The following is a 21,423-nucleotide window of genomic DNA, read 5'->3' on the forward strand; positions in this document are numbered from 1 at the left end:
GGGGGTCAACCCGGGAGGATCTCATGGCATCGACCACGCTTTTCCGCTGTCGCAGGATCATCACCATGGACCCCAACCGCCCCGAGGCGACCCATGTCGCGGTGCGCGAGGGCCGGATTCTGGCCGTGGGCGATGCGGATTGTGTCTGGCCGGATCAGGAGGTGGTGCTTGACGACCGGCTGGCCGATACCGTGCTGATGCCGGGATTTGTCGAGGGCCATGCGCATATGATGGCAGGGGCCATGTGGCGCTATGCCTATGTCGGGTATCATGACCGGATCGATCCCGAGGGGGTGCTGCACAAGGGTATGACCGACATCGCGGATGTGATCGAGCGGCTGCGCGGCCATGAGGCCGGTTTGCCCGAGGGCCAGCCGCTGGTGGCCTGGGGGTTCGATCCGATCTTCATCGAGGGGGATCGGCTGGGTCGTGCCCATCTTGACCGGATCTCGGCCACCCGGCCCATCGTGGTGCTGTTTTCCAATTTTCACCTGATGTGCGCGAACTCGGCGGCGCTGGCGCTTGCGGGTTACGACCGGCACAGCAACATCGAGGGCGTGGTCAAAGGGTCGGACGGCGCGCCGACGGGCGAGCTGCAGGAGATGGCCGCCATGTTCCCGGTGATGCGGCGCACCGGCATAGATTTCCGCGCGCTGACCCAGCGCCCGGACGTGATCGAGACCTATGCCGAGGTCTGCCGCCGGGCCGGGGTGACCACGGCGACCGATCTGTTTGCCGAGATGGAGGAGGGTGATGTCGATACGCTGCTGCGGGTGACCGGGCAGCCGGGCTTTGGCCTGCGGCTGGTGCCCGCGCTGGGCGCGGCGGGCGGTGAGCCTAGGCGGATTGCCGAACGGGCGCTAGCGCTGAAGGCGCAGTCGACCGACAAGCTGCGGCTTGGGGCGGTCAAGCTGATGACGGACGGGTCCATTCAGGGCTGGACGGCCCGGGTGAAATGGCCGGGTTATGTGGGCGGGCAGCCCAACGGGTTGTGGAATACGCCACCGGATCAGATATTTGCGCTATGCGCGGCGATGCAGAGGCATGGGGTGCAGATGCATATCCATGTGAACGGGGACGAGGCCTCGGACGTGTCTTTGGCGGCTTTGGAGGCGGCGGCGCGCGCGCATCCGTGGCCGGGCGCGCGGCATGTGTTGCAGCATTGCCAGATGATGGGTGCCGATCAGTTCCGGCGCTGTGCGCAGCTGGGGGTCTGCGCCAACATCTTTGCCAATCACATCTGGTATTTCGGCGATCAGCACGCGGCGCTGACCATTGGCGAGGATCGGGCGCAGCGGATGGATGCGGCCCGCAGTGCGCTGGACGAGGGCGTGTGGATAGCCATCCATTCCGATGCGCCGGTGACGCCCATGGGGCCGCTCTTTACCGCGTGGTGCGCCGTGAACCGCACGACCATGTCGGGCCGGGTGTTGGGCGCGGCGCAGCGGATCACGGTGGGCGAGGCGCTGTATGCCATCACGCTGGGCGCGGCCTATACGCTGGGTCTGGATGGTGAGATCGGCAGTATCGAGACCGGCAAGATCGCGGATTTCGCGATCCTCGGGGAGGACCCGACCCTGGTTGCGCCGGAGGCGATCCGGGATGTGCCGGTGCTGGGCACCGTGTCGGGTGGCGAGGTGCATCTGCTGTGACCCGGCTGCCGCTGAGCGTTGTCGGAGGCTATCTGGGCGCCGGGAAGACGACGCTCATCAACCGGTTGCTGTCCGAGGATCACGGGTTGCGCCTGATGGTGCTGGTCAACGATTTCGGTGCGATCAACATCGACGCGGCGCTGCTGGCCTCGGCGGATGAGGACACGATTGCGCTGACCAACGGCTGTGTCTGCTGCACCATGGGGGCCGATCTGTTCATGGCCGTCGGCGATGTGCTGGACCGCGCCCCGCGCCCCGATCACTTGATCATCGAGGCCAGCGGCATTGCCGATCCGGCGGCCATCGCGAATGTGGCGCGGGCCGAACCCGAGCTGAGCTATGCCGGGATCGTCACGGTGGTGGATGCGGGGCAGATCGGGGGGCTGTTGGGCGATGCGCAGATCGCACCGCAGATCCGGCAGCAGATCGGAGTGGCGGATCTGGTGGTTCTGACCAAGACCGAGGGTGTGCCGGGCGAGGTTGCGGATTTGCTGGCACCGCTGCATCCGCGCGCGCCGGTTCTGCTGGGTGGGGGTCGGGTCGCGCCGCTGTTGCTGGATGTGGTGCCGATGGGTCAGCGGGTCATGCCGTCCGGGCATCCGGCCTATACGAGCTGGCACTGTGCGTGTCCGCAGATGCGGGATCGGGCGGCGTTGCAGGACAAGCTGGAGGGCAGGCCCGGCGGCATCTGGCGCATCAAGGGTCTGGTTCAGACCGGTGACGGAATGATCGAGGTGCAGGTCGTTGGGGCCAATTGCGAGCTGCGGGCGGTTGCGGGCGGGCAGGCCCGCGGTCTGGTGGCGCTGGGGCTGGCAGACCGGGTGACACTGGCCGAGATCGAGGGTTGGTGGTCGGGGACATGACCGGGCGGGCCGCTCAGCTTCGCGAGATCTCCTCGGAGGAGGTCGTTGTGGCGCTGGTCTTGCTGTCCAGCAGGCGCCAGATCTGTTGGCGGTCAAAGCCGCGGATGTCGCGTTCGCCCATGGCGACCATGTCGAACTGGTCCCGCAGCGCCTTTTCGATCTCGTCCTGAATGGTGATCTGCATGGGCTCGGAGCAGTCCTGCAGCCGGGTCGCCAGATTCACCGCCGGGCCGAAGATGTCGTAGACGTATTTCTGGATGCCCACGACCGAGCCGACCACCGCGCCGGTCGCCAGACCGATGCGGCATTTCCACTTGTTCGGATGGCTTTCATTGCGCCGTTCCAAATAGCGGACGAAGCGCAGGGCAGTGTTGGCCACCGCGCGGGCGTGATCCGGCGTGGGATCGGGTAGCCCGGCGACGGTGATATAGGCGTCGCCGATGGTCTTGATCCGCTCGCAGCCGAACTGTTCACCGATCCGGTCGAAGGCGCTGTAGATGTCATTCAGCTCGGTGACCGTGACGCTGGGGTCGGCGGCGGCCACCATCTCGGAAAAGCCCACGAAATCTAGCATCAGGACCGAGACCGGATCGTAAAGCTGCGGTGTGACCACGCCGAAGGCCTTGTATTCCTCGTACACCGCGCGGGGCATGATGTTGAGCAGCAGCTTTTCGACCTGCTCTTTCTCGCGCTTGATCTCGCGGGTGTTGCGCTCGACCATCATCGAGTAGGAGTCGATCATCGATTCAAGCTCGCGGATGCGAGTGATGTTCTGGCAGACCAGCACCACGAGGTCCTGACCCGCCTCATTGGTTGCGGTGAAATCCGCCGCGATCACCAGTTGGCGGCGTTTCTTGCGGTGCCGTATCTCGGCGGTGTAGCGGCCGGACTCGGCAAGTGCGGTGGCCAGTTCCTCCATGTCGAACCCGTCGAACACGTCTTCGAGCTTGCCCGAGACCAGCCGGTCGCCGAACCAGTCCTCGAACATGTCGTTCTGGAACAGGAACTGAAAGGTCTTGCGGTCGAGCAGGCCCACGCCGACGCCGATCGCGCGCAGGAGCTGTTCATTGATGGCTTCAATCGACATGGGCGTCATCCACAATCAGGGTGCGGCGGCTTTCAAACTCGGCCAAAACGGCCTCGATATCCTCGGGGTCGAAACCGTGATCCTGCAGGGTTCCGGACAGCACCACCTTGAGTTCGTCGAAATGGGCGTCGCGGATGTCGAGATGGGAGTGCAACTGGCGCAGTTGATGATCGGTGTAAGAGGCCGGACCGCCCAGCAGCATGGCGACGAACTTGGTCTGGTGATCGACCATCTTCGACATGTCCACCTCGTCAAAGAATGGACCGATATCGTCGCTGTCCAGCAGGGTGTCGTAGAATGCCATGACGACCTTGCTGACGCTGGAAAAGCCACCGTATTTTTCGAATAGCGTCTGAGAAGGCATGTCCCCCACCCCCTGATTACGTCGAATATGATGAACTTAAAGGAATATGTTTGCACAATTCACCCGACCGGGAAAGCCCGGCGCGGGGTGGGGCGGCGGGACTGAGGCCCCGCCGCCCGGTATTGGCCTTACGCCTTGGTGATGACGATCTGGGCATATTCCGAGGGCACCAGCATGGTTCCGTCGGTGGCGATGTTGAAGCGTTCGACGGTTTCGACGATGTCCGCTTCAAGCGCGGGCGCGCTGTCGCCAAGCGCCAGGAACGCCTTGTGCACCGGGCCGTAGAACGTCTTGAAGATATCCACGAAATGCTGCGTCGAGGCGTAGCGGAAGTTGAAGTTCTTCATCTTCAGCGCGATCTCGCGCGACCCGTCGGCGAATTGCTCGGCAATCCAGTCATCGGTGCCCCAAAGCGCCGGAGATTGCACCCCGGCGGGGGGCGGGACATGGCGGCCAAGGGTCTTGAACAGGTGGCCGATGAAGCTGTCGGGTGTCCAGTTCGCCATGGCGATGCGGCCGCCCGGGCGCAGGACGCGCATCATCTCGGACGCTGATTTCTTCTGGTTCGGGGTGAACATGACGCCGAAGGTCGACACCACCATGTCAAAGCTCTGGTCGGCATAGGGCAGGTGCTCGGCATCGGCGACCTCAAAGGTCACATCGAGCCCTTCGGCCTCGGCCCGGGCGCGCCCGGCCTGCAACAGGGTGTCGACGTAATCGGTCGAGGTCACCTGACACCAGCGCCGCGCAAAGGCCAGCGTGGCGTTGCCGTTGCCACCCGCGACATCCAGAACCCTGGCGCCGGGGGCGGGGTTGGCGGCCTCGGCCAGTTCCTCGCCGGTGATCTGAAGGGTCACGCCGATCCTGGCGTAGTCGCCGGACGCCCAGGCGGCGTTCTGCTTGGCCTTGATGGCGGTGTAGTCGGGGGCGGTCTGCTGCATGGCTGTGATCATGGTGGTTTCCTTTTTGCGGGTGTTCAGGGTTTGGGGAGTGCCGGTGAGGGCGCGAAGGGCATTGGGGACGGACATCGGTTTCTCCGTTGTTGGGGTGGTGGGGGATCCGGACCGCCGGTCAGGCGGCCCGGGCGTTTGGCCAGCGGACATGCGCCGCCGCTTTCTGCACGCGGGCAATGTGCTGATGTATCCGGGGGTTGACCCATTCCGGCGCCACGATCGGGGCCATGTGGCCAAGATCGGGCAACAGGGCGAGCTCGGCCCCCGGCACGTTGGCGGCAACCAGTTTTGCCGTGCGCTGGGCAACCGCCGGTGAATCCATGCCGACCAGAACCAGGGTCGGGATGCCGAGGGTCCTGAGGTCGGCCAGTTGGGACTCGTCGGTGTCGAGATCCTCGAAATCCGCGGCCACGTTGGGCGACAGCATCGCCATCTTTTCCCGGCGGTCCTTGGGCATCCGGTCCCAGGCGCCGTGCCCGTTCCAGAAGTCGATGAAGGTCTGCATACCGGTCTGGGCATCGGCCTCGGCAAAGCGCTGGCCGATGGCGCGCAGGGCTTCGAACATCTCGCGATCCTCGGGCGAGGACGCCTTGAGCAAATGAAACGCCGCCGGTTCGAAGACGGTCAGGCTTTTGACCAGGTCGGGGCGCGTCAGGGCAATGCGCAATGCGACGCCGCCGCCAAAGGAGTGGCCGACGAGATGGACGGGGCCGCCCAGTGTCTCGATCCGGTCGATGATCGGCTTGGCAACGCGATCAAAGCCTTTGGCGGTCGTGGTGCGCGACATGTCCAGGCCATAGCCCGGCAGATCGACGGCCACGAAGTTGAAGCGTTCGGCCATCTGTGCCTGCAGGTCGCGCCACTGGGCGCTGCTGGAGGCCGACGAATGAAGCGCAACAACCGGTGCGTTCAAATGGTTTGGTGCTTTGAAATGTGCGGTCATGGTCTGTCTCCCGCGGGGTTTCGTTGAATGAACCTTATTTGGGAGACCGCTGTTTCAGCTTGTTGTCGGCGCGCCGGTTTCTGTGTTTCAGTTGTTTCGGGGCCGGATCCGGGGCCGGGGCGGAAATTCGCTTGCAATTTTCGGGGGCTGGGTCAGCAGGCGGGCGGAATTCGGGCCCGGTTCTGAAACAATTGAAACAAAGCGCGCCGCCATTGAAAACCGATTGAAACGTAAGGTGGATAGATTTGCACCATGACCGATTGGCAGGAAGCAACCCAGAACCCCGATCGCGTGCGCAACCTGATCAGCGACGCGATTGAATCCCTGTCCGAGGGGTTCGCGCTTTATGACGAGAACCGCAAGCTGGTGATCTGCAACCAGCGCTATCGCGAGATGAATGCCGCGGTGGCCGAGATGCTGGAGCCGGGTCTGGACTGGGAGATCCTGATGCGCGAGACGGCGCGGCGCGGGATCTATGCCGATGCGGTCGGGCGCGAAGAGGAATGGGTGCGCAACCGGCTGGAGACGACCCATGACCATGTCACCGATTTCGAGCTGAAGCAGACCGATGGCCGGTGCTATCTGGTCTCGACCCATCCGACGTCGCTGGGCGGGTTTGTGGTGACCCGCACCGATATCACCGACCGCAAGCGTGCCGAGGAGGCGCAGCGCGACGGCGATACGCTGGTGCGGACGGTGCTGGACGCGAGCTCGGCCGTGGTGATCATGACCCGGGTGGGCAGCGGCGAGATCATCTATCGCTCGCCCGCCGCCAAGGTGCTGTTCGGCAAGACCAAGTCCGCCAGCGAGCATTACGTGAACCCCGAGGACCGCGCCGATTTCGTGACCGAGCTGCTGGCGGCGGGCCAGATCAACAATTACCGCCTGCGCGTGCGCGCGCAGGGGCGCGAGTTTCCGGCGTTGCTGTCGGCGCGGATCGTCGAATATCACGGCGAGGATGTCATCGTGACCAGCGTGATCGACCTCACCAAGGAGGTCGAGGCGCAGGCGCTGATCCGGCGGGTGCTCGAGGCCTGCCCGGTGCCGGTGCAGATGACCAATGCCGAGACCGGGAAGGTTCTGTTCAGCAGCCCCGAGACCACCGCCCTGTTCGGGCGGGTGGACAGTGCCCGGTCCTACTATGCCGATGCCGACGAACGCGCGGCCTATCTTGAAGAGTTGAAGGCGAGCGGTTTCGTCAAGAACCGCCGTGCGCGGTTCATCAACAAGGCCGGAGAGGAGTTCTGGGGCTCGGTCTCGTCGCGGTTGATCGAGTTTCACGGCGAGCCGGTGATCGTGTCGAACACGCGGGACATGACCGACGAGCTGGCGATGCAGGAGGAACTGGATCTGCAGCGCGAGATGGTCTTTCAGAACGAGAAGATGTCGGCGCTGGGCGAGTTGCTGGCGGGCGTCGCGCATGAGCTGAACAACCCGTTGTCGGTGGTGGTGGGCCATGCGCTGATGATGCAGGAGGATACGCTCGATCCGGATGTGCAGCGGCGGGTGGAAAAGATCGCCTCGGCCGCAGAACGCTGCGCCAAGATCGTCAAGACGTTTCTGGCGATGGCCCGGCAGAGCCCGTCGCAGATGGAGCCGGTCGATATCGGCTCGGTCGTGGCGACGGCGGTGGATGTTGCCGGGTATGGGCACACGCAGGATGGCCTGATGGTTCGCTATCAGCCGCCGGGCGCGTTGCCGGACATTCTGGCCGATGCGGATCAGATCACGCAGGTGATCATCAACCTGATCATCAATGCGGTGCAGGCCATTACCAAGTCCGGAACCGGCGACCGCGTCGACATCGTCGCGCGGGCCTCCGGCGAGATGGTCGAGGTTGCGGTCGAGGACAACGGGCCCGGCATTCCCGATGCCCACCGGGCGCGGATTTTCGAGCCGTTCTTCACCACCAAGGAGGTTGGCGACGGCACCGGTATTGGCCTGACCATCTGCCACCGGATCATTCATTCCCATGGCGGACGGATCCGGCTGGATGCGGAGTATGAGGGCGGAACCCGCATTGTCATTCAGTTGCCCGTGGCCCCGGCGGAGCATGTCGAGGATGAAGAGACCGATGCCGCCAATGGCGTGCCCCGGCCCTGCAGGGTTCTGATCGTGGATGATGAACAGGAGGTGGCCGCACTGATGGCCGAGGCGCTGCGGCGTGACGGGTTCCTGGTTGAGGTGGCCGGGTCGGGGGACGAAGCCCTGACCAAGCTGGAAACCGCGGGGTTCGACGTGCTGCTCAGCGATCTGAACATGCCGGGTGTCGATGGCCGGGCGTTGTTCGAAGCTTTGCAGGCCCGTTTTCCGGACATGGTCGGGCGCACGGCCTTTATCACCGGTGATACGATGGGGGCATCCTCGCAGGCGATGCTGCGCGAGGCCGGGCGCCCCTATCTGGAAAAGCCGGTGGCGCCGAGGGAGCTGCGGCAGCTGGTGCAGGATATTCTCAAGGATGCGAAAGACCGCTAGATGACACAGGACCCGACACGAATACTGGTGTGCGACGACGAGACCGATGTGCGCGAGATGCTGGAAGAGTATCTGACCCTGCGCGGCTATGACGTTTCGCCAGCGGCCAATGCCTCGGAACTGCGCGAGATTCTGGCGGGCGGCGATGTCGATCTGATCGTTCTCGACATCAACATGCCCGGCGAGGACGGCCTGTCGCTGCTGCGGTCGCTGCGGCCCGAGAACCCGGTTCCGGTGATCATGCTGACGGCGGCGGGCGACGTGGTGGACCGCATCATCGGGCTGGAGATGGGGGCGGACGATTATCTGGGCAAACCGGTCGATCTGCGCGAGCTGGAGGCGCGGCTGAAGGCGGTGCTGCGGCGCAGGCAGAGCGTGACGGAGGCTCCCGCGGATACCGGGGCGGGCGAGACCGCCCGGTTCGGCGATTACATTCTGGATGTGGAGGCGGCCAAGATGGCGACGCCGGATGGCGAGGAGCTGAAGCTGACGGCGATGGAGTTCAGCCTGCTCAAGGTGTTTGCCCGCAACAAGGGGCGCGTGCTGAACCGTGACCAGATACTGGAACAGGCGCATGACCGGTCTTGGGACCCGTTCGACCGCAGCATCGACATCCGCATTTCGCGCCTGCGCCGCAAGATCGAGGCCAATCCCGAAAAACCCCAGATCATCCGCACGGTGCGCGGGATCGGATACATTTACGATCCCTCGGGCGATTGAGCCCTCGGGCCCGGTTGGCTGCAATCTCTCAAGGCGCCCCGGTGGCACAGCTTTAGCTTGACCTAGCGTCAGCCTTGTCGTCTGCTCGTTGCATATCCCGATGGGGGCAGATCAGGAGTAGACGATCATGGCCGAGGAAAGGCTGACCGGTCCGCAGCTCAAGAAAATGGTCAAGCTGGGCAAGAAGATGGCCATCCAGTTCGGCTATGCTCCGCACAAGGATATGGAGGCCACCGTGCTGCTGGTGCACCGCCGCAAGCCGCCGCCGATGCTGGGCAAGGCCGCGCGCAAGATGGCGGATGCCAAGAAGTTCTCGTTCGGCACCTTCCAGGTGAAGGGCAAGACCGTCGAGATGACCTGCGAGCGTCTGGTGCCGATGATGGCCAAGACGGTCAAACGCTATCTCAAGTCCAACAAGATCCATGTCAATGTGGTGATCATGGGCCCGGACGGGTCGGTGGTCGAGAGCGATATCAGCGACCTGCCCGACGATCCGGAATGGGATGAGGGCGATGAGCCGGTCGATGGCGCACCGGCTGAGGAAGAAGCGCCCGAGGCGGAGCCCGATCCGGATGCGGAGCGCAAGAAGGAGCTGGCGGGACGGGTTCAGGCGGTTCAGCCGCGGGTTGCCGAGGTACGCGGGGATGCAGGCAAACGGCTGAAAGAGGTTATGCTGGGGGCCATCGAGAAGATCAGGGCCGGTGATCTGGACGGCGCGGACAAGTCGATCCGTGCCGTTGAGCAGGCGCTGGACAAGCTGGAAAGTGCCGCACCCGACCCGGCCGCGCTGGCGGCGCGGGCGAAGGCGGTGAAGGCGGCCATCGAGGCCTTGCCCGAGCCTGCGAAATCCAAGCTGCGCGAAGTGTTCGATGAGGCCGTAGAGATGATCCGGGACGGCGAACTGGCCAAGGCGGACGCCAAGATGGCCCGGATCGAACAGGTCGCGGAGAAGGCGGCGCAGGCGCCTGCGCAGATGGCCGATATCGCTCCGACCCTGCCGATCTGGCGCGAGGCCCGGGACGAGGTCAACGACCAGTTCGGCAAGTTGCAGGATGCGATGAAGAAGAGCGGGATGCCGCTGTTTGAACAGATCGCCGATGCCGGTTTGAACAGCATTACCGAGACCCGGCTGGTGGCGTTGCAGGCCAGCATGATGGATCTGGATGGGGCCGCCGATGCCGCGGCCCAGCAGGCGGCGCGCAAAAAGCTGCAGGCGGCGCTGACCGACATGCGCGGGTTTGTCGAGACCAACCCGGTGCTGCCGATGCTGGACGAAAATCCGCTGAACATCCCGCTGACGTTGCGGTCGACGCTGACCGGTGCGCTCGACAGTCTTGACCGGGCCATCGCGGCCTGAACCCCGGAGCACGTTCCATGGCCAAACCCGGCAAGAACAAGGGCAAGAAGCGCTGGCAGAAGGAAGAGATCGAGTGGGGTATGTCGCTTGCACCGCATTATGGCGTCTCGCCCGGCAGTTACGAAGACTGGGACGATTGGGACGATGACGATGACTGGGACGATGATGATTACGATGATGACGATTACGATGATAACGGCCCCGAGGATCATGACGACGACGAACCGGACTGGCGGCCACCGCTGATCGAGCGTTTGCGCAGGGCGGTGCCCGAGGGCGCCTCGCACAGTTCCATCGTGCCGGGATCGACCGAGGACGAGCTTGTCGTCGTCATCACTGCCGCGGGGCAGCTTGAGGCGCGGATCAGGGACGCTGCGGACAGCGAGCGGGAGGCGCTGGAGGCTGAGGTCGGTCAGATCCAAACGCAGGTGCAGGAGATTTCCGATCGGGTCGAAGAACGCAGGCGGGAAGGCCAGCGGATTCAGGAGGACCTGGCCAAGCTGGCACCGCCGCCCGAGGGGGCGACCGGGGAGGAGGCGGCTGAGCTGACAAAAGCCATCGGCGCGGTCGAGAAGTGTTTCAGCGGGTTTGTGCTGTCGGAGCTGGAGCTGACGACCGCAAAGGAGGCGCTGTCCGAGGCGCAGGAATTGTTCGAGACAATTGCGGAGGCTGGCGCTGAGCGTTTGAAGGAGCACAGGCGGATTGCCGAGGCGGGCGCGCAGGTTCCGGATCTGGGCTATTTGCCGGACCAGAAAACGGATATGGCGCAGGCGCGTGAGGCGTTCAACAAAGCGCTTGAGGACCCGATCACCGATGAGCGCAATCGCAAGGCGCAGGAGGCGCTGGATGAGCTGCGCCGGGTTTCGGATCGGATCAAGGATGAGCTGGAGGCGCTGGGCGATGAGGCCGGGATCAAGGATCTGTGTGCGGCAGCGGGTATCTCCGAGGACGAGTTCGCCAAGCTGGAAACGGACCTTGGAGGCCGGGCCAAACTGGCCGAGCATCTGAAAACCTTCGACGCCAAGACGCTGGGTGGTCTGTGCAAGTCGATGGGCGGGGCCGACAAGCTGAACGGGATCCTGACCGGGGTCGGTGGTGCGGCCAAGCTGAAAAAGATCATCGACGGGCTGGGCAAGGCCGATGCGGTCGTGGCGCTGGTGGTTGAGGGCAATCTGGACGGCGCCGGGCTGAAAAAGCTCTGCAAGGATCTGAGCCCCTCGTTTACCGCCGAGTTGCTGAGCGGCGGGGTCAAGCCTGCGGATGTGGTGCAGTTGCATGCGGCCTTTGGCGGCGATGTCAGCCACCTGACCAATCTGGCCAAGGATGCGGGGCTGGACGCCAAGCCCAAGGCGCTGGTGGCGCTGTTTACCAAGGGTTGCGGCGGGGATGCCGGCAAGTTCAAGACCCTGTGCGAGGGGTTCTCGGACCCGGATGACCGTGCGAAGCTGAAGGGGCTGGTGGAGGATGGCGGGCTGGGCGATGCCCCGGACGCGCTGGGCGAATTGCTGGGCACGGGCTGCGATGGCGATCCCAAGGCGCTGATTCAGCTTGGGAAATCCTTCGAAGATCCGTCTGCGCGCGACGGGTTGAAGCGGATGCTGACCGATGGCGGTCTGACGGGCAAGTCCGGCGCATTGGCCGATGGCGATATCGACCCGAAATGCCTGGCGATGATGCTGAAACACGCGGCCGGACCTGCGGCGCACGGGTTTGCGGGGGACGATGTCGAGCGGCGCTCGGATGCACTGGCGACGCTGTTTACCAACATGGGCACGGATGCGTGCAAGGCGCTCAAAACGACACTGAGCGATGGCGGTCTGGGTCAGGCGCCGGACGCTCTGGGCCACGCTATCGGCATTGGCTGCGGGGGCGATGCGGCGCAACTGAAGGCCTTTACCGGGGCGTTCAAGGATGATCCGGGGCCCGTCAAGCTCAAGCAGATGCTGACCGATGGCGGGCTAACGGGCAAATCCGGCAAGCTGGAGGCCGGGGATATCGATCCGAAATGCCTGGGCCAGATTTTGAAACACGGGGGCGGACCAAACCCCGGCGACGCCAATGCCCGGATGGGCAAGATGGCCGGACTGATCAAGGGGATGGGCAAGAGCGATTGCGAAGCGCTCAAGAATGTGCTGGGCGAGGGTGGTCTGGGTCAGGCGCCCGAGCCGCTGGGCCATCTGATCGGTGTCGGGTGCGACGGCGATCCCGCCAAGCTGAAGGCCACCATCGGTGCCTTCGACGATAAGCCCAAGCGCGACGGTCTGGCGAAGATGCTGAAGAAGGGCGGGTTGGACAGCAGCGTTGTGGGCGGCGATGGCAAGCCCAAGGCCGATCCGAAATGTCTGGCGCAACTGCTCAAACACAGCGGCGGGCCGCGCCCGGCCACCGCCACCGACCCCGAAGATACCCGCCGCGCCAAGGCGCTGGCGACCCTGTGCATCGGCATGGGCGATGTCGGCTGCGATGCGCTGAAAGAGGTGTTGGAGGACAGCGGTCTGGGCAAGGACCCGGTGGTTCTGGGCCATCTGGCGGGCATCGGGTGCAAGGGCGATGGGGCCAAGCTTGGGGCGCTGACGACCGAGCTGAACAAGGGGACCAACAAGGCCAATCTGACCGATCTGCTGCAAAAGGGCGGGTTGGGCACCCGGGACGATGCGAATGCGCCCACGGGGACGGACGCGAAATGTCTGGCCAACCTGTTCGAGCCGGGTTCGGACGGCGATCCGGCCGAGCTGGTCAAGCTGATGACGGCGCTGAGCGACACCACCGCAAACCCGAACGCGCTGGGCGATTTGAAGGGCGTGATGACCAAGGGCGCGCTGGGGCACCACCCGGAGGTTCTCGGCTCGCTTTACAAGCACGGCTGTCTGAACGACGCGACCGGCCCGGCGGACGGGACCGGGGCGAAAGATCCCAAGATCCTGATCGACATGGTGGGCGAGTTCCGGGGTGATACCGAGGCGGCCAAGTTCGGGGAGTTGCTGGCAGCGGGCGGGTTTTCAAAGCGGGGCAAGACCAATGTTTCTGGCCGCGACATCCACCGCGACCGTCTGGCCAGTGTGATGCGCTACGGGTTCACGCCTAAGAACGGCACCAAGCCGGACGGCAAGAAGCTCAAGGGGCTCTATGACGCGTTCAAGGACCACTCAGGAGATCATCTGGCCGATCTGGATTCTATGCTGGACGCGATGGAGACCGCCGAGGACTGGATTCTGAAGGAATCGAAGGCGAAAGAGCCCAACCAACCCGGCATGGGGCTGCAGAATGTCCTGAATGCGTCGGGTCATAGTGGGAATGTCGCGCAACTGCATAGCAAGTTTTATACCCAGCTCAAAACCAATCAGGGCGGTGGGTCCATTGGCGGTGTCAACCGCCTGACGCTGGACGAGTTGATCCAGCACGCTGCGTCCTTCGAGCACACGGACCCAACCAATCCCAATGGTTTGGCGGACCTGCATGCGATCTCGACCCCGATTGCGCCACATGGGCAGGCGGCAACCAATTTTCGTGTCGGTCACGCGGCCTGCCGCCATACGCGCAAGCACAATGATTTCAGGTTGGGTGGGATCAACAGCACAACCCCTGTCTCCTTGTTCCCGCGCACGGTGACAGAAACCGAACTGACCGAAATGTCCAAGACCGCGTTGGAAGGGTTTCCGGGGCATCCAGCTTATGGGCGTCAGCACAATTTTGGGGCTGCGCACGCAAATGCCAGCCAATGGCGCGACCCGGCCAATCATGGTGCCGGACAGAAGCGGAACCCGCCGCAGGATGTCAAAGATCTGAACGGAACCTACACGTACTACGATCCGGTGACCTCTACCTACACCGACCCCGATTCCGGCACCGTGGAAACCGTACCGCTGAAGATTGGTTTCAACCCGGACCCGAGCGATGCCAGTAATCCGCAAAAATCCTATATGGGACAACTGTTTCCCAGGGGCGGAACCCACGTTGTTCAGGTGACCACGCGCGACATGCATGCAATAAAAGGCGCTCTGACTTAAGCGTATTGAGGACAAGACATGGCAAAACCGGATGTAACCGTCGAGATCACCTTTTTCTTGCCCGATGGCGAGGCTGTGAGCGAGGCTGACGCGGCCAAGGCCGACCCGTCCCGGTTCGGGGTCAGCTATCATCTGGAAGGCTCGCTCGACATCACGGCGGGCGACGCCATGGCGACAGTCGAGGATGCGTTGCTGTATATGGTGCCGGGGCTGTGTTTCGATGCGGTGGCGCAGTTGCGGGACACTGGTGAGGCCGAGCTGGCATCGTGGAGTTCGGACGAGCGTCTGACCCTGCGCCGCGATGGCGATGCGGTCGAGATCAAGGGTGTCTACCTGCCTCCGGTCTGGTTTCCGGCCGATGCGCTGGAGGCGGGGCTGCTGGCTGCAGGGTTGCGCTTTGTCGAATTGAGGGCGCGGGTCTGGCCGGATGAGGCCGCAGAGGACGCGGATTCCCTGAACGAGCGGGCCGCTGCCGCGCAGGCTGCGTTGGGGGACGGCGGCGCGGGTTGACCCCGGGGGCAGGGCGGACCGCGATCTGATATCGGGTTTTGTTGAATGGGCCTTACGAAACGGGCGTTGCGTATCGAACGGGTTTGGAGTCAGACCGGAAGGGGCAGCCTCGTCAAACCATGTACGCTCCGGCATTGGAGATACTTAAATAAATTGCGCCCGCACAATCGAACGATGGGGAATTCATCGCGCTCGCTTTTGATCGTTTGGGGAAACCAATACTGCGCCATAGCCCGCCGGACATGCATGGCGATACAATAGTTACCTACTAAAATCCTCCTTTCCCGTCTCGCAAGGTGTGTACATATTTGCCCTAAGGCTGTCACGGGAGCGTGAAGGCAAGCGTTAACGCATCGTAAAAAATGGCAGGATTTGGAACTTTTTTTGACGAATCTGCCCAAATGACCCGTGTGAGCCCCCGTCCGGCGCGGGTTTGAGCGGCGTTTTCGGGGGGCAGTGTAATACCTTCGGGTGTGTTTGCCCAAGGGGCGACTCCGGTTAGCCTGTGTCCACCGTCAGCGGCCAGAGGGGGCCGCGGGGAGGAGCCATGGACACCAGACCGGAGACCCCGCCAAGCGGCGTGAGGGCCCTGTCTGCGCATCTTGCGCAGGGCCTGGTGGGCCATGAGCAACTGATCGAACGGCTGCTGATCGCGCTGCTGGACGGCGGGCATCTGCTTATCGAGGGCGCGCCCGGGCTGGCCAAGACCCGCGCGGTCAAGTGGCTGTCGAACGCGGTCGAGGGCAGTTTTGCGCGGATTCAGTGCACGCCGGACCTGATGCCCTCGGACCTGACCGGGACACCTGTTTATCGCCCGCAGGACGGCACGTTCGAATTCGTGCCGGGTCCGGTGTTTCACAATCTGGTTCTGGTCGATGAGATCAACCGTGCCCCGCCCAAGGTGCAGTCGGCCTTGCTGGAGGCGATGGCCGAGCATCAGGTGACGGCAGGCAACGAGACCCATATTCTGCCCGATCCGTTTCTTGTGGTGGCGACCCAGAACCCGATCGAGCATGACGGCACCTTTCCCTTGCCCGAGGCGCAGCTGGATCGGTTTCTGCTGCATGTGGTTCTGCGTCTGCCGGATCTGGAGACCGAGCGGAAAATCCTCGATCTGGTCGAGGCCGAGACGCAGGATGGTCCTCCTGAACCGGGGCAATTGACGCTGGACGATCTGAGCGCGGCGCGGGCGCAGGTGCGGGCGGTGCATCTGGCGCCGGAACTGCGCGACTATATCGTGCGGCTGGTCACCGCCACGCGGGACGGGCCGCATGCGAAGGACGTGGAACATGCTGTGTCGCCCCGCGGCTCGCTGGCGCTGGCCGCGTCGGCGCGGGCGCGGGCCTATTTGCGCGGGCGCGACTATGCGCTGCCCGAGGATGTTGCCGCACTGGCGCCGGATGCGCTGGCGCATCGGATGGTGCTGACATGGCGGGCGGTGGCCGATGGACGCAGGCCGCGTGATCTGGTGGAGGACATTCTGAAAACCGTGGAGCCGCTGTGACCGGGCCATTGGCAGCCGTGGGTGTGACGCTTGCGTCCGAGACGCTGATCGCGCTGCGCCGGGTGGCCCTGATGGCGGATGCGGCGCCGGTTCTGGCGGCGCTGCCGGGCGGGTTTGCAACGCGGCGCAAGGGACATGGGCTCGAAGTTGCGGATATGCGCGAATACGTGGCCGGCGACGATATCCGGCATCTCGACCGGGGCACCACCGCACGCACCGGGCGCCTGCATGTGCGGCAGTTTCAGGAGGAGCGTGACCGCATCAGCCTGCTGGTCGCTGATTTCCGGCCCCCGATGTTCTGGGGTCTGCGCCGGGCGTTTCTGTCGGTGGCCGCAGCCGAGGCGCTGGCTTTGATCGGCTGGCACGTGGTGGAAAGCGGCGGGCGCGTGGGGTTGCTGGCCATCACGCCGGGGGCGCCGGTGGTGGTGCCGCCACGGGGGCGGACGCGGGGTATGCTGGATGTGATCGGCGGGCTGGTTCAGGCCCATCAGGATGGTCTTGAGGCCGTGATGTCCGGTCAGGATGAGGGCGCGCCGCTGGATCGCGCCTTGATCCGGGCCGGGCGGTTGGTGCCGCCGGGATCCGAGATCGTCATTGCCTCGGGTTTTGACGCCCCCGGCGCCGGATTCCGGGACCGGATGGACGCGCTGGCGCATCGCCGCAGTCCGCGCCTGATCCTGATCACCGAGGCCGATCCGGGCCGCCTGCCGCGCGGGTCGTATCCGATCCGGATGGCCGATGGCCGCTCCGTCCGCGTGCATCTTGCCGAAGCCGCTGCCAAGGACGCAGAGCTGCATCGGCAGATCGGCGCGCGCCCGGCGCTGGTCGTGAATGCCGGCGACAGTGTCGAGGAAACGGCGCGGCGCATCTCGGCGGCCTTCCCGGTGAGGCACGCGGCATGACGGATACACCTCTCTCCGAAGCCACCATGCTGGCCAGCCTGCGCGAAATTCAATTGCCTGCGGAGGCTGCTGGCGGGCTGGCGGCGGAGCTGGCCGTGGCCATGGGTGGCGCGGGGCTGTGTGCCCTGGGCGTCGTTGCCCTGTTGCGTCTGCTCAGCCGACGGCGGGTTCTGCAAACCAAGACGCTGGGCGATGCGCTTGCCGCGTTGTCCGATGCTCCGGACCCCGAGCGGCGCGTGGCGCTGTTGCATCTGCTGCGCGCCCATGCGCCCGCGCGATATGCGGCGCTGAAAGCAGACCTCTATCGTCCGCAAGGGGGCCCGGACATCGCAACGCTGGAGGCGGAGGTCGCACGCCTTGTTTGAGCTGGCCGACCCATTGGTGCTTGTTTTGCTGCCCTTGCCGTTCATCGCCGCGCGGCTGTTGGCGCCGCAGGGCTTTTCCGGGCGCACCCTGCTGGTGCCCGACCGCATCGGTGGTGCCCTGCTGGCCGCCAGCCGGGCGCGCTTGGGGCAGGGGCGGTATTCGCTGAAACAGGGGCTGCTCTGGGCCATCTGGGCGCTGACCCTGTTTGCCCTGTCGGGTCCGCGCGATCTGGCGCCGGTGTCGGCGCTCAAGGTCTCGGGCCGCGATCTGGCGATTGCGCTCGATCTGTCGGGCTCGATGGTGCGCGACGATTTTCACCTGGACGGGCGGCAGGTGAGCCGGTTGGAGGCTTTCACCACCATCGGCGCCAAGTTTGCCCGCAGGCGCGGAGGGGACCGGGTGGCGCTGATCGTGTTCGGGTCCGAGGCCTATTACGCAACCCCCTTCACCTTCGACACGCAGGCGGTCGCGCAGCGGATCGAAGAGGCGACCATCGGAATATCGGGGCGCGCGACGAACATCTCGGACGGGCTCGGGCTGGCGCTGAAGCGGATGGCGGAGAGCGAGGCGGCCTCGCGCGTGGTCATCCTGCTGTCGGACGGGGTCAACAATGCGGGCGCGACCAACCCCCTGGGCGTGGCGGAGCTGGCGGCGCGGATGGGGGTGCGGGTGCACACGATCGCGCTGGGTCCGAAGGATCTGGAAAGTGCGGCAGCGGGTGAGCGCGGGGTGGTGGATGCTGCGACGCTGCGGGCGATTGCGCGGATTTCCGGCGGCGAGAGCTTTCGCGTGAAAACCACCGAGGACCTGATCGCGGTGACCCAGGCGCTGGACCGGCTGGAGGCCACGGATAGCGACGGTCTGGCGGCGGAGGTTTATCGCGACTATTGGCCATGGCCCGCCGCGCTGGCGGTGGTGCTGGGTTTGTTCCTGCTGTGGAGGGACGTGGAATGAGCGGGCTGGACGTCACCCTGCTCAGGCCGCTGTGGCTGCTGGCTTTGCCGCTGCTGGGGCTGGTGGGCTGGTGGCTCTGGTCGCGGCGCGGCGGGTTCGGCGCGTGGGACAAGGCGGCCGATCCGGTTCTGATGCAGGCAATGGCGGCGCTTGGCCGGGTTGATGCCGCCGCTGCCCGTCTGCCGATGGCGGCGCTGCTGGGGGCGGTCGCGCTATGTGTGCTGGCGCTCTCCGGTCCGGCGGTCGAGCGGCGCGACACGCAATCCTACCGCAATCTCGACGGGGTGCTGTTTCTGGTCGATGCCTCGCCCAGCGTGACCGAGGATGCGCGCTGGCCACAGATGCTGACCATGGGCCGGTTCGGTTTGGGCGCCCTTGGCACGCGGCCCGGTGGGATCATCGTTTTTGCGGGCGATGCCTATGTGGCCTCGGACATGACGGCGGATCATCTGCAACTGGGGCAGAGCTTTTCCCTGATCGACGCGGATACCGTGCCCGACCCGGGTTCGCGCCCCGAACGGGCGCTGTCGCTGGCCGCCGGGCTGCTGGCCGGGGCCGAGGTGATTGCGGGCGATGTGGTGATGTTCACCGATGGGGCCGGGCTGGGGCCGGCCTCGTTGCATGAGGCCGCGGCGATTGCCGGGCAGGGCACGCGGGTGTCGCTGGTCGCGCTGGGCGACCCGGTGCCCGCGATGGAGACCCATGCGAGGGTCGGGGGCGGGCAGGTGTTCACGCTGGACCAGACCGACGATCTGGGGCGGTGGTTGGCGGATGAGGCGAGAACCCGTCTGGAGCGGCAGGATTACCCGTTGCTCTACTGGCGCGACATGGGCCGTTACCTGCTGGTGCTTGCGCTGTTGCCGCTGCTGTTGCTGTTCCGGAGGGAGGCCGCATGAGGGCGCTGGCGATCTTCTCTCTGGCCGCCTTGGTGCTGGCCGCAGCGCTTGGCGGCACCGCGCCCTATGGCCGGGTTTTGCTGGCGCTGGGTCTGCCCGGTTTGGCGGCGCAGGTCTTTGAGGATGCGGAGTGGCAGGGCGTGGCCCTGTACCGGGCGGGGGATTTCGACGGCGCGGCGCAGGCCTTTGATGTGGCGGGCGCGCAATACAACCTCGGCAATGCCGAGGCGCATCGGGGCCGCTATGCCGCAGCACTTGAGGCGTATGATCTGGCGATTGCGCAAGGGCACGCGGATGCGCGGGCCAATTTTGACGTGGTGGCCAGCTATTACGCGGGTCTGGGCATCGATCCGGAGGCTCTGGGCCTGTTTCCCGAGCGCAAGGAGGGGCCCAAGGTCGAGAGCTTTGTTGCGCGCGGCGATGCGCGTGCGGCGGGAACCGGCAGCGACGTGACGAATTCCAACACGATGCTGGGGCTGGCGCAGCTGGACAGTCATGGGCGTCTGGGTGTGCGGCGGATCTTCGATGACACGTTCATGGTGGCCGATGAGCGCTGGCTGCAGCAATTGTCGGACGTGCCGGGCGAGTTCATGGCGGCCCGTATCGCGCAGGAACACAAGCGGCGGGTCAAGCTGGGTCTTGCCCCGCCCGCGCCGGAGGACCCGCGATGAGGTGGCTGATCCTGTGTCTCATGCTCTGGCCTGTGCCTGCGCTGGCGCAGTCGAAAACGGTGCTGCCGTCCGAATTGTCGCTTGGCGTGAATGTCGAAGAGGGCGTCGGGACCCCGTTCACCCGTGAGATGGTGTTACTTACCATCCGCGGCCTCTACCGGCGGCATATCACCCGTGAAAGCCTGATCCAGCCGGATTTCGACGGGTTCAGCTGGTCGCAGCTTGGTCCCGACAGCTGGACCGAGGAGCGGATCGGGGGCCGCACCGTCAAGGTCTTTACCCGGCGCATGGCGGTCTATCCGGATCGGGCCGGGACGCTGACCATCGGGCCGTTCACCCATGTTCTGACGTTGACGGACGAGGGGGACGACTGGTTCGAGCACCGCATCCAGTCCGAGCCGCTGACCATCGAGGTTGCGGCAGCGCCGCAGGATCAGGGCTGGTGGTTTCCGGTGCGCAGGCTGGAAGTGTCGGATCAGTGGTCCAATGCGCCCGATCAGCTGAAACCCGGCGAGGGCGTGCTGCGCGTGGTGCGGATCGAGGCGTTGGGCGCGACACCGGAGATGATCCCGCCGATGCCCGAGCTGACCTCGCCCTCGGCCATGATCTTTCCGCATCCCGAAAAGCGGCTGGTGGAGCTGACGCCGCAGGGACCGGTCACTTATGCCTTCTGGCGCTGGACCATCCGTCCGACCAACGACACTTCGACCATCGTCGAGCCGCTGAGCTTTACCTATTTCGACACGGTGCAGCGCGCGGCGCAGGAGGTGACCATTTCGGCGCAGCGGGTGGCCTATGGCGCGGTCACCGCTGAACCGGCGCCGACACCGCAACCGGTCGAGGCAGCCGTGTTGCCGGGATGGCCGGTCGCACTTGTCGCGGGCCTTGTCTTTGCGTTTGGCACGGGTCTGGGGATGTGGGGGCGCAGGCTGATCGGGCTCCGCGCGTTGCGGCGGTTCACGGTGCTTGATCCCTTGGCGTGGCGGATGCGGCGGAGGGCGTGGGCGGGGGATACGCCCGGGCTGCGCCGCGCGGCCACGGCGCTGATGCGGCGGGACGGGGCATCGCAGGCGCGCGCCGATCTGATCCGCGAGTTTGACCGGGCCTGGTTTGCGCCGGGCCAGCCCAGCCCCGACCCGGTTTCCTTCGCGCGGCGCTTTCTGCGGGCGGCGCCATCCACGGGGGGACATATGACGTGA

18 protein-coding genes are annotated in these 21,423 nt (G+C 65.1%); 14 read left to right on the forward strand and 4 right to left on the reverse strand.

Annotated features, from left to right (window positions below):
• The first annotated feature begins 23 nt into the window (after positions 1-23).
• Both AB3N21_RS04360 and AB3N21_RS04365 read left to right on the forward strand, forming a co-directional pair.
• The gene (locus AB3N21_RS04360) at positions 24-1,652 is read left to right on the forward strand and encodes an amidohydrolase (protein WP_367934054.1); all 1,629 of its coding nucleotides are present in this window, start codon (positions 24-26) and stop codon (positions 1,650-1,652) included.
• Positions 1,649-2,515 (forward strand): GTP-binding protein, encoded by an 867-nt coding sequence (locus AB3N21_RS04365; protein WP_367934055.1) that lies wholly within the window; start codon positions 1,649-1,651, stop codon positions 2,513-2,515. Before AB3N21_RS04360 ends, AB3N21_RS04365 begins: the two co-directional genes overlap by 4 nt.
• Positions 2,516-2,528: 13 nt before the next feature.
• Here AB3N21_RS04365 and AB3N21_RS04370 read toward each other — a convergent pair whose 3' ends face one another.
• The 4 genes from AB3N21_RS04370 to AB3N21_RS04385 all read right to left on the reverse strand — a co-directional run bounded on the left by AB3N21_RS04370 (position 2,529) and on the right by AB3N21_RS04385 (position 5,862).
• Positions 2,529-3,602 (reverse strand): adenylate/guanylate cyclase domain-containing protein, encoded by a 1,074-nt coding sequence (locus AB3N21_RS04370; RefSeq protein WP_367934056.1) that lies wholly within the window; start codon positions 3,600-3,602, stop codon positions 2,529-2,531.
• Positions 3,592-3,966 (reverse strand): group 1 truncated hemoglobin, encoded by a 375-nt coding sequence (locus tag AB3N21_RS04375; RefSeq protein WP_367934057.1) that lies wholly within the window; start codon positions 3,964-3,966, stop codon positions 3,592-3,594. The genes AB3N21_RS04370 and AB3N21_RS04375 overlap by 11 nt, the downstream gene beginning before the upstream one ends.
• A gap of 128 nt (positions 3,967-4,094) precedes the next feature.
• Positions 4,095-4,994 (reverse strand): class I SAM-dependent methyltransferase, encoded by a 900-nt coding sequence (locus AB3N21_RS04380; protein WP_367934058.1) that lies wholly within the window; start codon positions 4,992-4,994, stop codon positions 4,095-4,097.
• 43 nt (positions 4,995-5,037) lie between these two features.
• A complete protein-coding gene (locus AB3N21_RS04385; RefSeq protein WP_367934059.1) occupies positions 5,038-5,862 on the reverse strand; it encodes an alpha/beta fold hydrolase in 825 nt (274 codons plus the stop codon).
• Positions 5,863-6,114: 252 nt separating this feature from the next.
• On the opposite strand from AB3N21_RS04385, the gene AB3N21_RS04390 reads away from it, so the two are divergent.
• The 12 genes from AB3N21_RS04390 to AB3N21_RS04445 all read left to right on the forward strand — a co-directional run bounded on the left by AB3N21_RS04390 (position 6,115) and on the right by AB3N21_RS04445 (position 21,423).
• A complete protein-coding gene (locus AB3N21_RS04390) occupies positions 6,115-8,337 on the forward strand; it encodes an ATP-binding protein (RefSeq protein WP_367934060.1) in 2,223 nt (740 codons plus the stop codon).
• Entirely contained in the window at positions 8,338-9,057 is a 720-nt protein-coding gene (locus tag AB3N21_RS04395) for a response regulator (RefSeq protein ID WP_367934061.1), read from the forward strand.
• 127 nt (positions 9,058-9,184) lie between these two features.
• On the forward strand, positions 9,185-10,414 hold the full coding sequence (locus AB3N21_RS04400) for a hypothetical protein (protein WP_367934062.1): 1,230 nt from the start codon (positions 9,185-9,187) through the stop codon (positions 10,412-10,414).
• Between the two features lie 17 nt (positions 10,415-10,431).
• On the forward strand, positions 10,432-14,421 hold the full coding sequence (locus AB3N21_RS04405) for a hypothetical protein (protein WP_367934063.1): 3,990 nt from the start codon (positions 10,432-10,434) through the stop codon (positions 14,419-14,421).
• An 18-nt stretch (positions 14,422-14,439) separates the two neighbouring features.
• On the forward strand, positions 14,440-14,931 hold the full coding sequence (locus AB3N21_RS04410; protein WP_367934064.1) for a hypothetical protein: 492 nt from the start codon (positions 14,440-14,442) through the stop codon (positions 14,929-14,931).
• Between the two features lie 547 nt (positions 14,932-15,478).
• Positions 15,479-16,435, forward strand: a complete 957-nt coding sequence (locus tag AB3N21_RS04415; protein ID WP_367934065.1) for an AAA family ATPase — start codon at positions 15,479-15,481, stop codon at positions 16,433-16,435.
• Positions 16,432-17,337 (forward strand): DUF58 domain-containing protein, encoded by a 906-nt coding sequence (locus AB3N21_RS04420; protein WP_367934066.1) that lies wholly within the window; start codon positions 16,432-16,434, stop codon positions 17,335-17,337. Before AB3N21_RS04415 ends, AB3N21_RS04420 begins: the two co-directional genes overlap by 4 nt.
• Complete coding sequence (locus tag AB3N21_RS04425; protein WP_367934067.1) at positions 17,334-17,702, forward strand: hypothetical protein; 369 nt, start codon at positions 17,334-17,336, stop codon at positions 17,700-17,702. The genes AB3N21_RS04420 and AB3N21_RS04425 overlap by 4 nt, the downstream gene beginning before the upstream one ends.
• Positions 17,695-18,657, forward strand: a complete 963-nt coding sequence (locus AB3N21_RS04430; protein ID WP_367934068.1) for a VWA domain-containing protein — start codon at positions 17,695-17,697, stop codon at positions 18,655-18,657. The genes AB3N21_RS04425 and AB3N21_RS04430 overlap by 8 nt, the downstream gene beginning before the upstream one ends.
• Positions 18,654-19,553 (forward strand): VWA domain-containing protein, encoded by a 900-nt coding sequence (locus AB3N21_RS04435; protein ID WP_367934069.1) that lies wholly within the window; start codon positions 18,654-18,656, stop codon positions 19,551-19,553. Before AB3N21_RS04430 ends, AB3N21_RS04435 begins: the two co-directional genes overlap by 4 nt.
• Positions 19,550-20,224, forward strand: a complete 675-nt coding sequence (locus tag AB3N21_RS04440) for a hypothetical protein (RefSeq protein WP_367934070.1) — start codon at positions 19,550-19,552, stop codon at positions 20,222-20,224. The genes AB3N21_RS04435 and AB3N21_RS04440 overlap by 4 nt, the downstream gene beginning before the upstream one ends.
• Positions 20,221-21,423: a hypothetical protein gene (locus AB3N21_RS04445; protein WP_367934071.1), complete on the forward strand. Its 1,203-nt coding sequence runs from the start codon at positions 20,221-20,223 to the stop codon at positions 21,421-21,423. Before AB3N21_RS04440 ends, AB3N21_RS04445 begins: the two co-directional genes overlap by 4 nt.

This window comes from Ruegeria sp., assembly GCF_040830605.1.
In the GTDB taxonomy this organism is placed as follows: domain Bacteria; phylum Pseudomonadota; class Alphaproteobacteria; order Rhodobacterales; family Rhodobacteraceae; genus Ruegeria.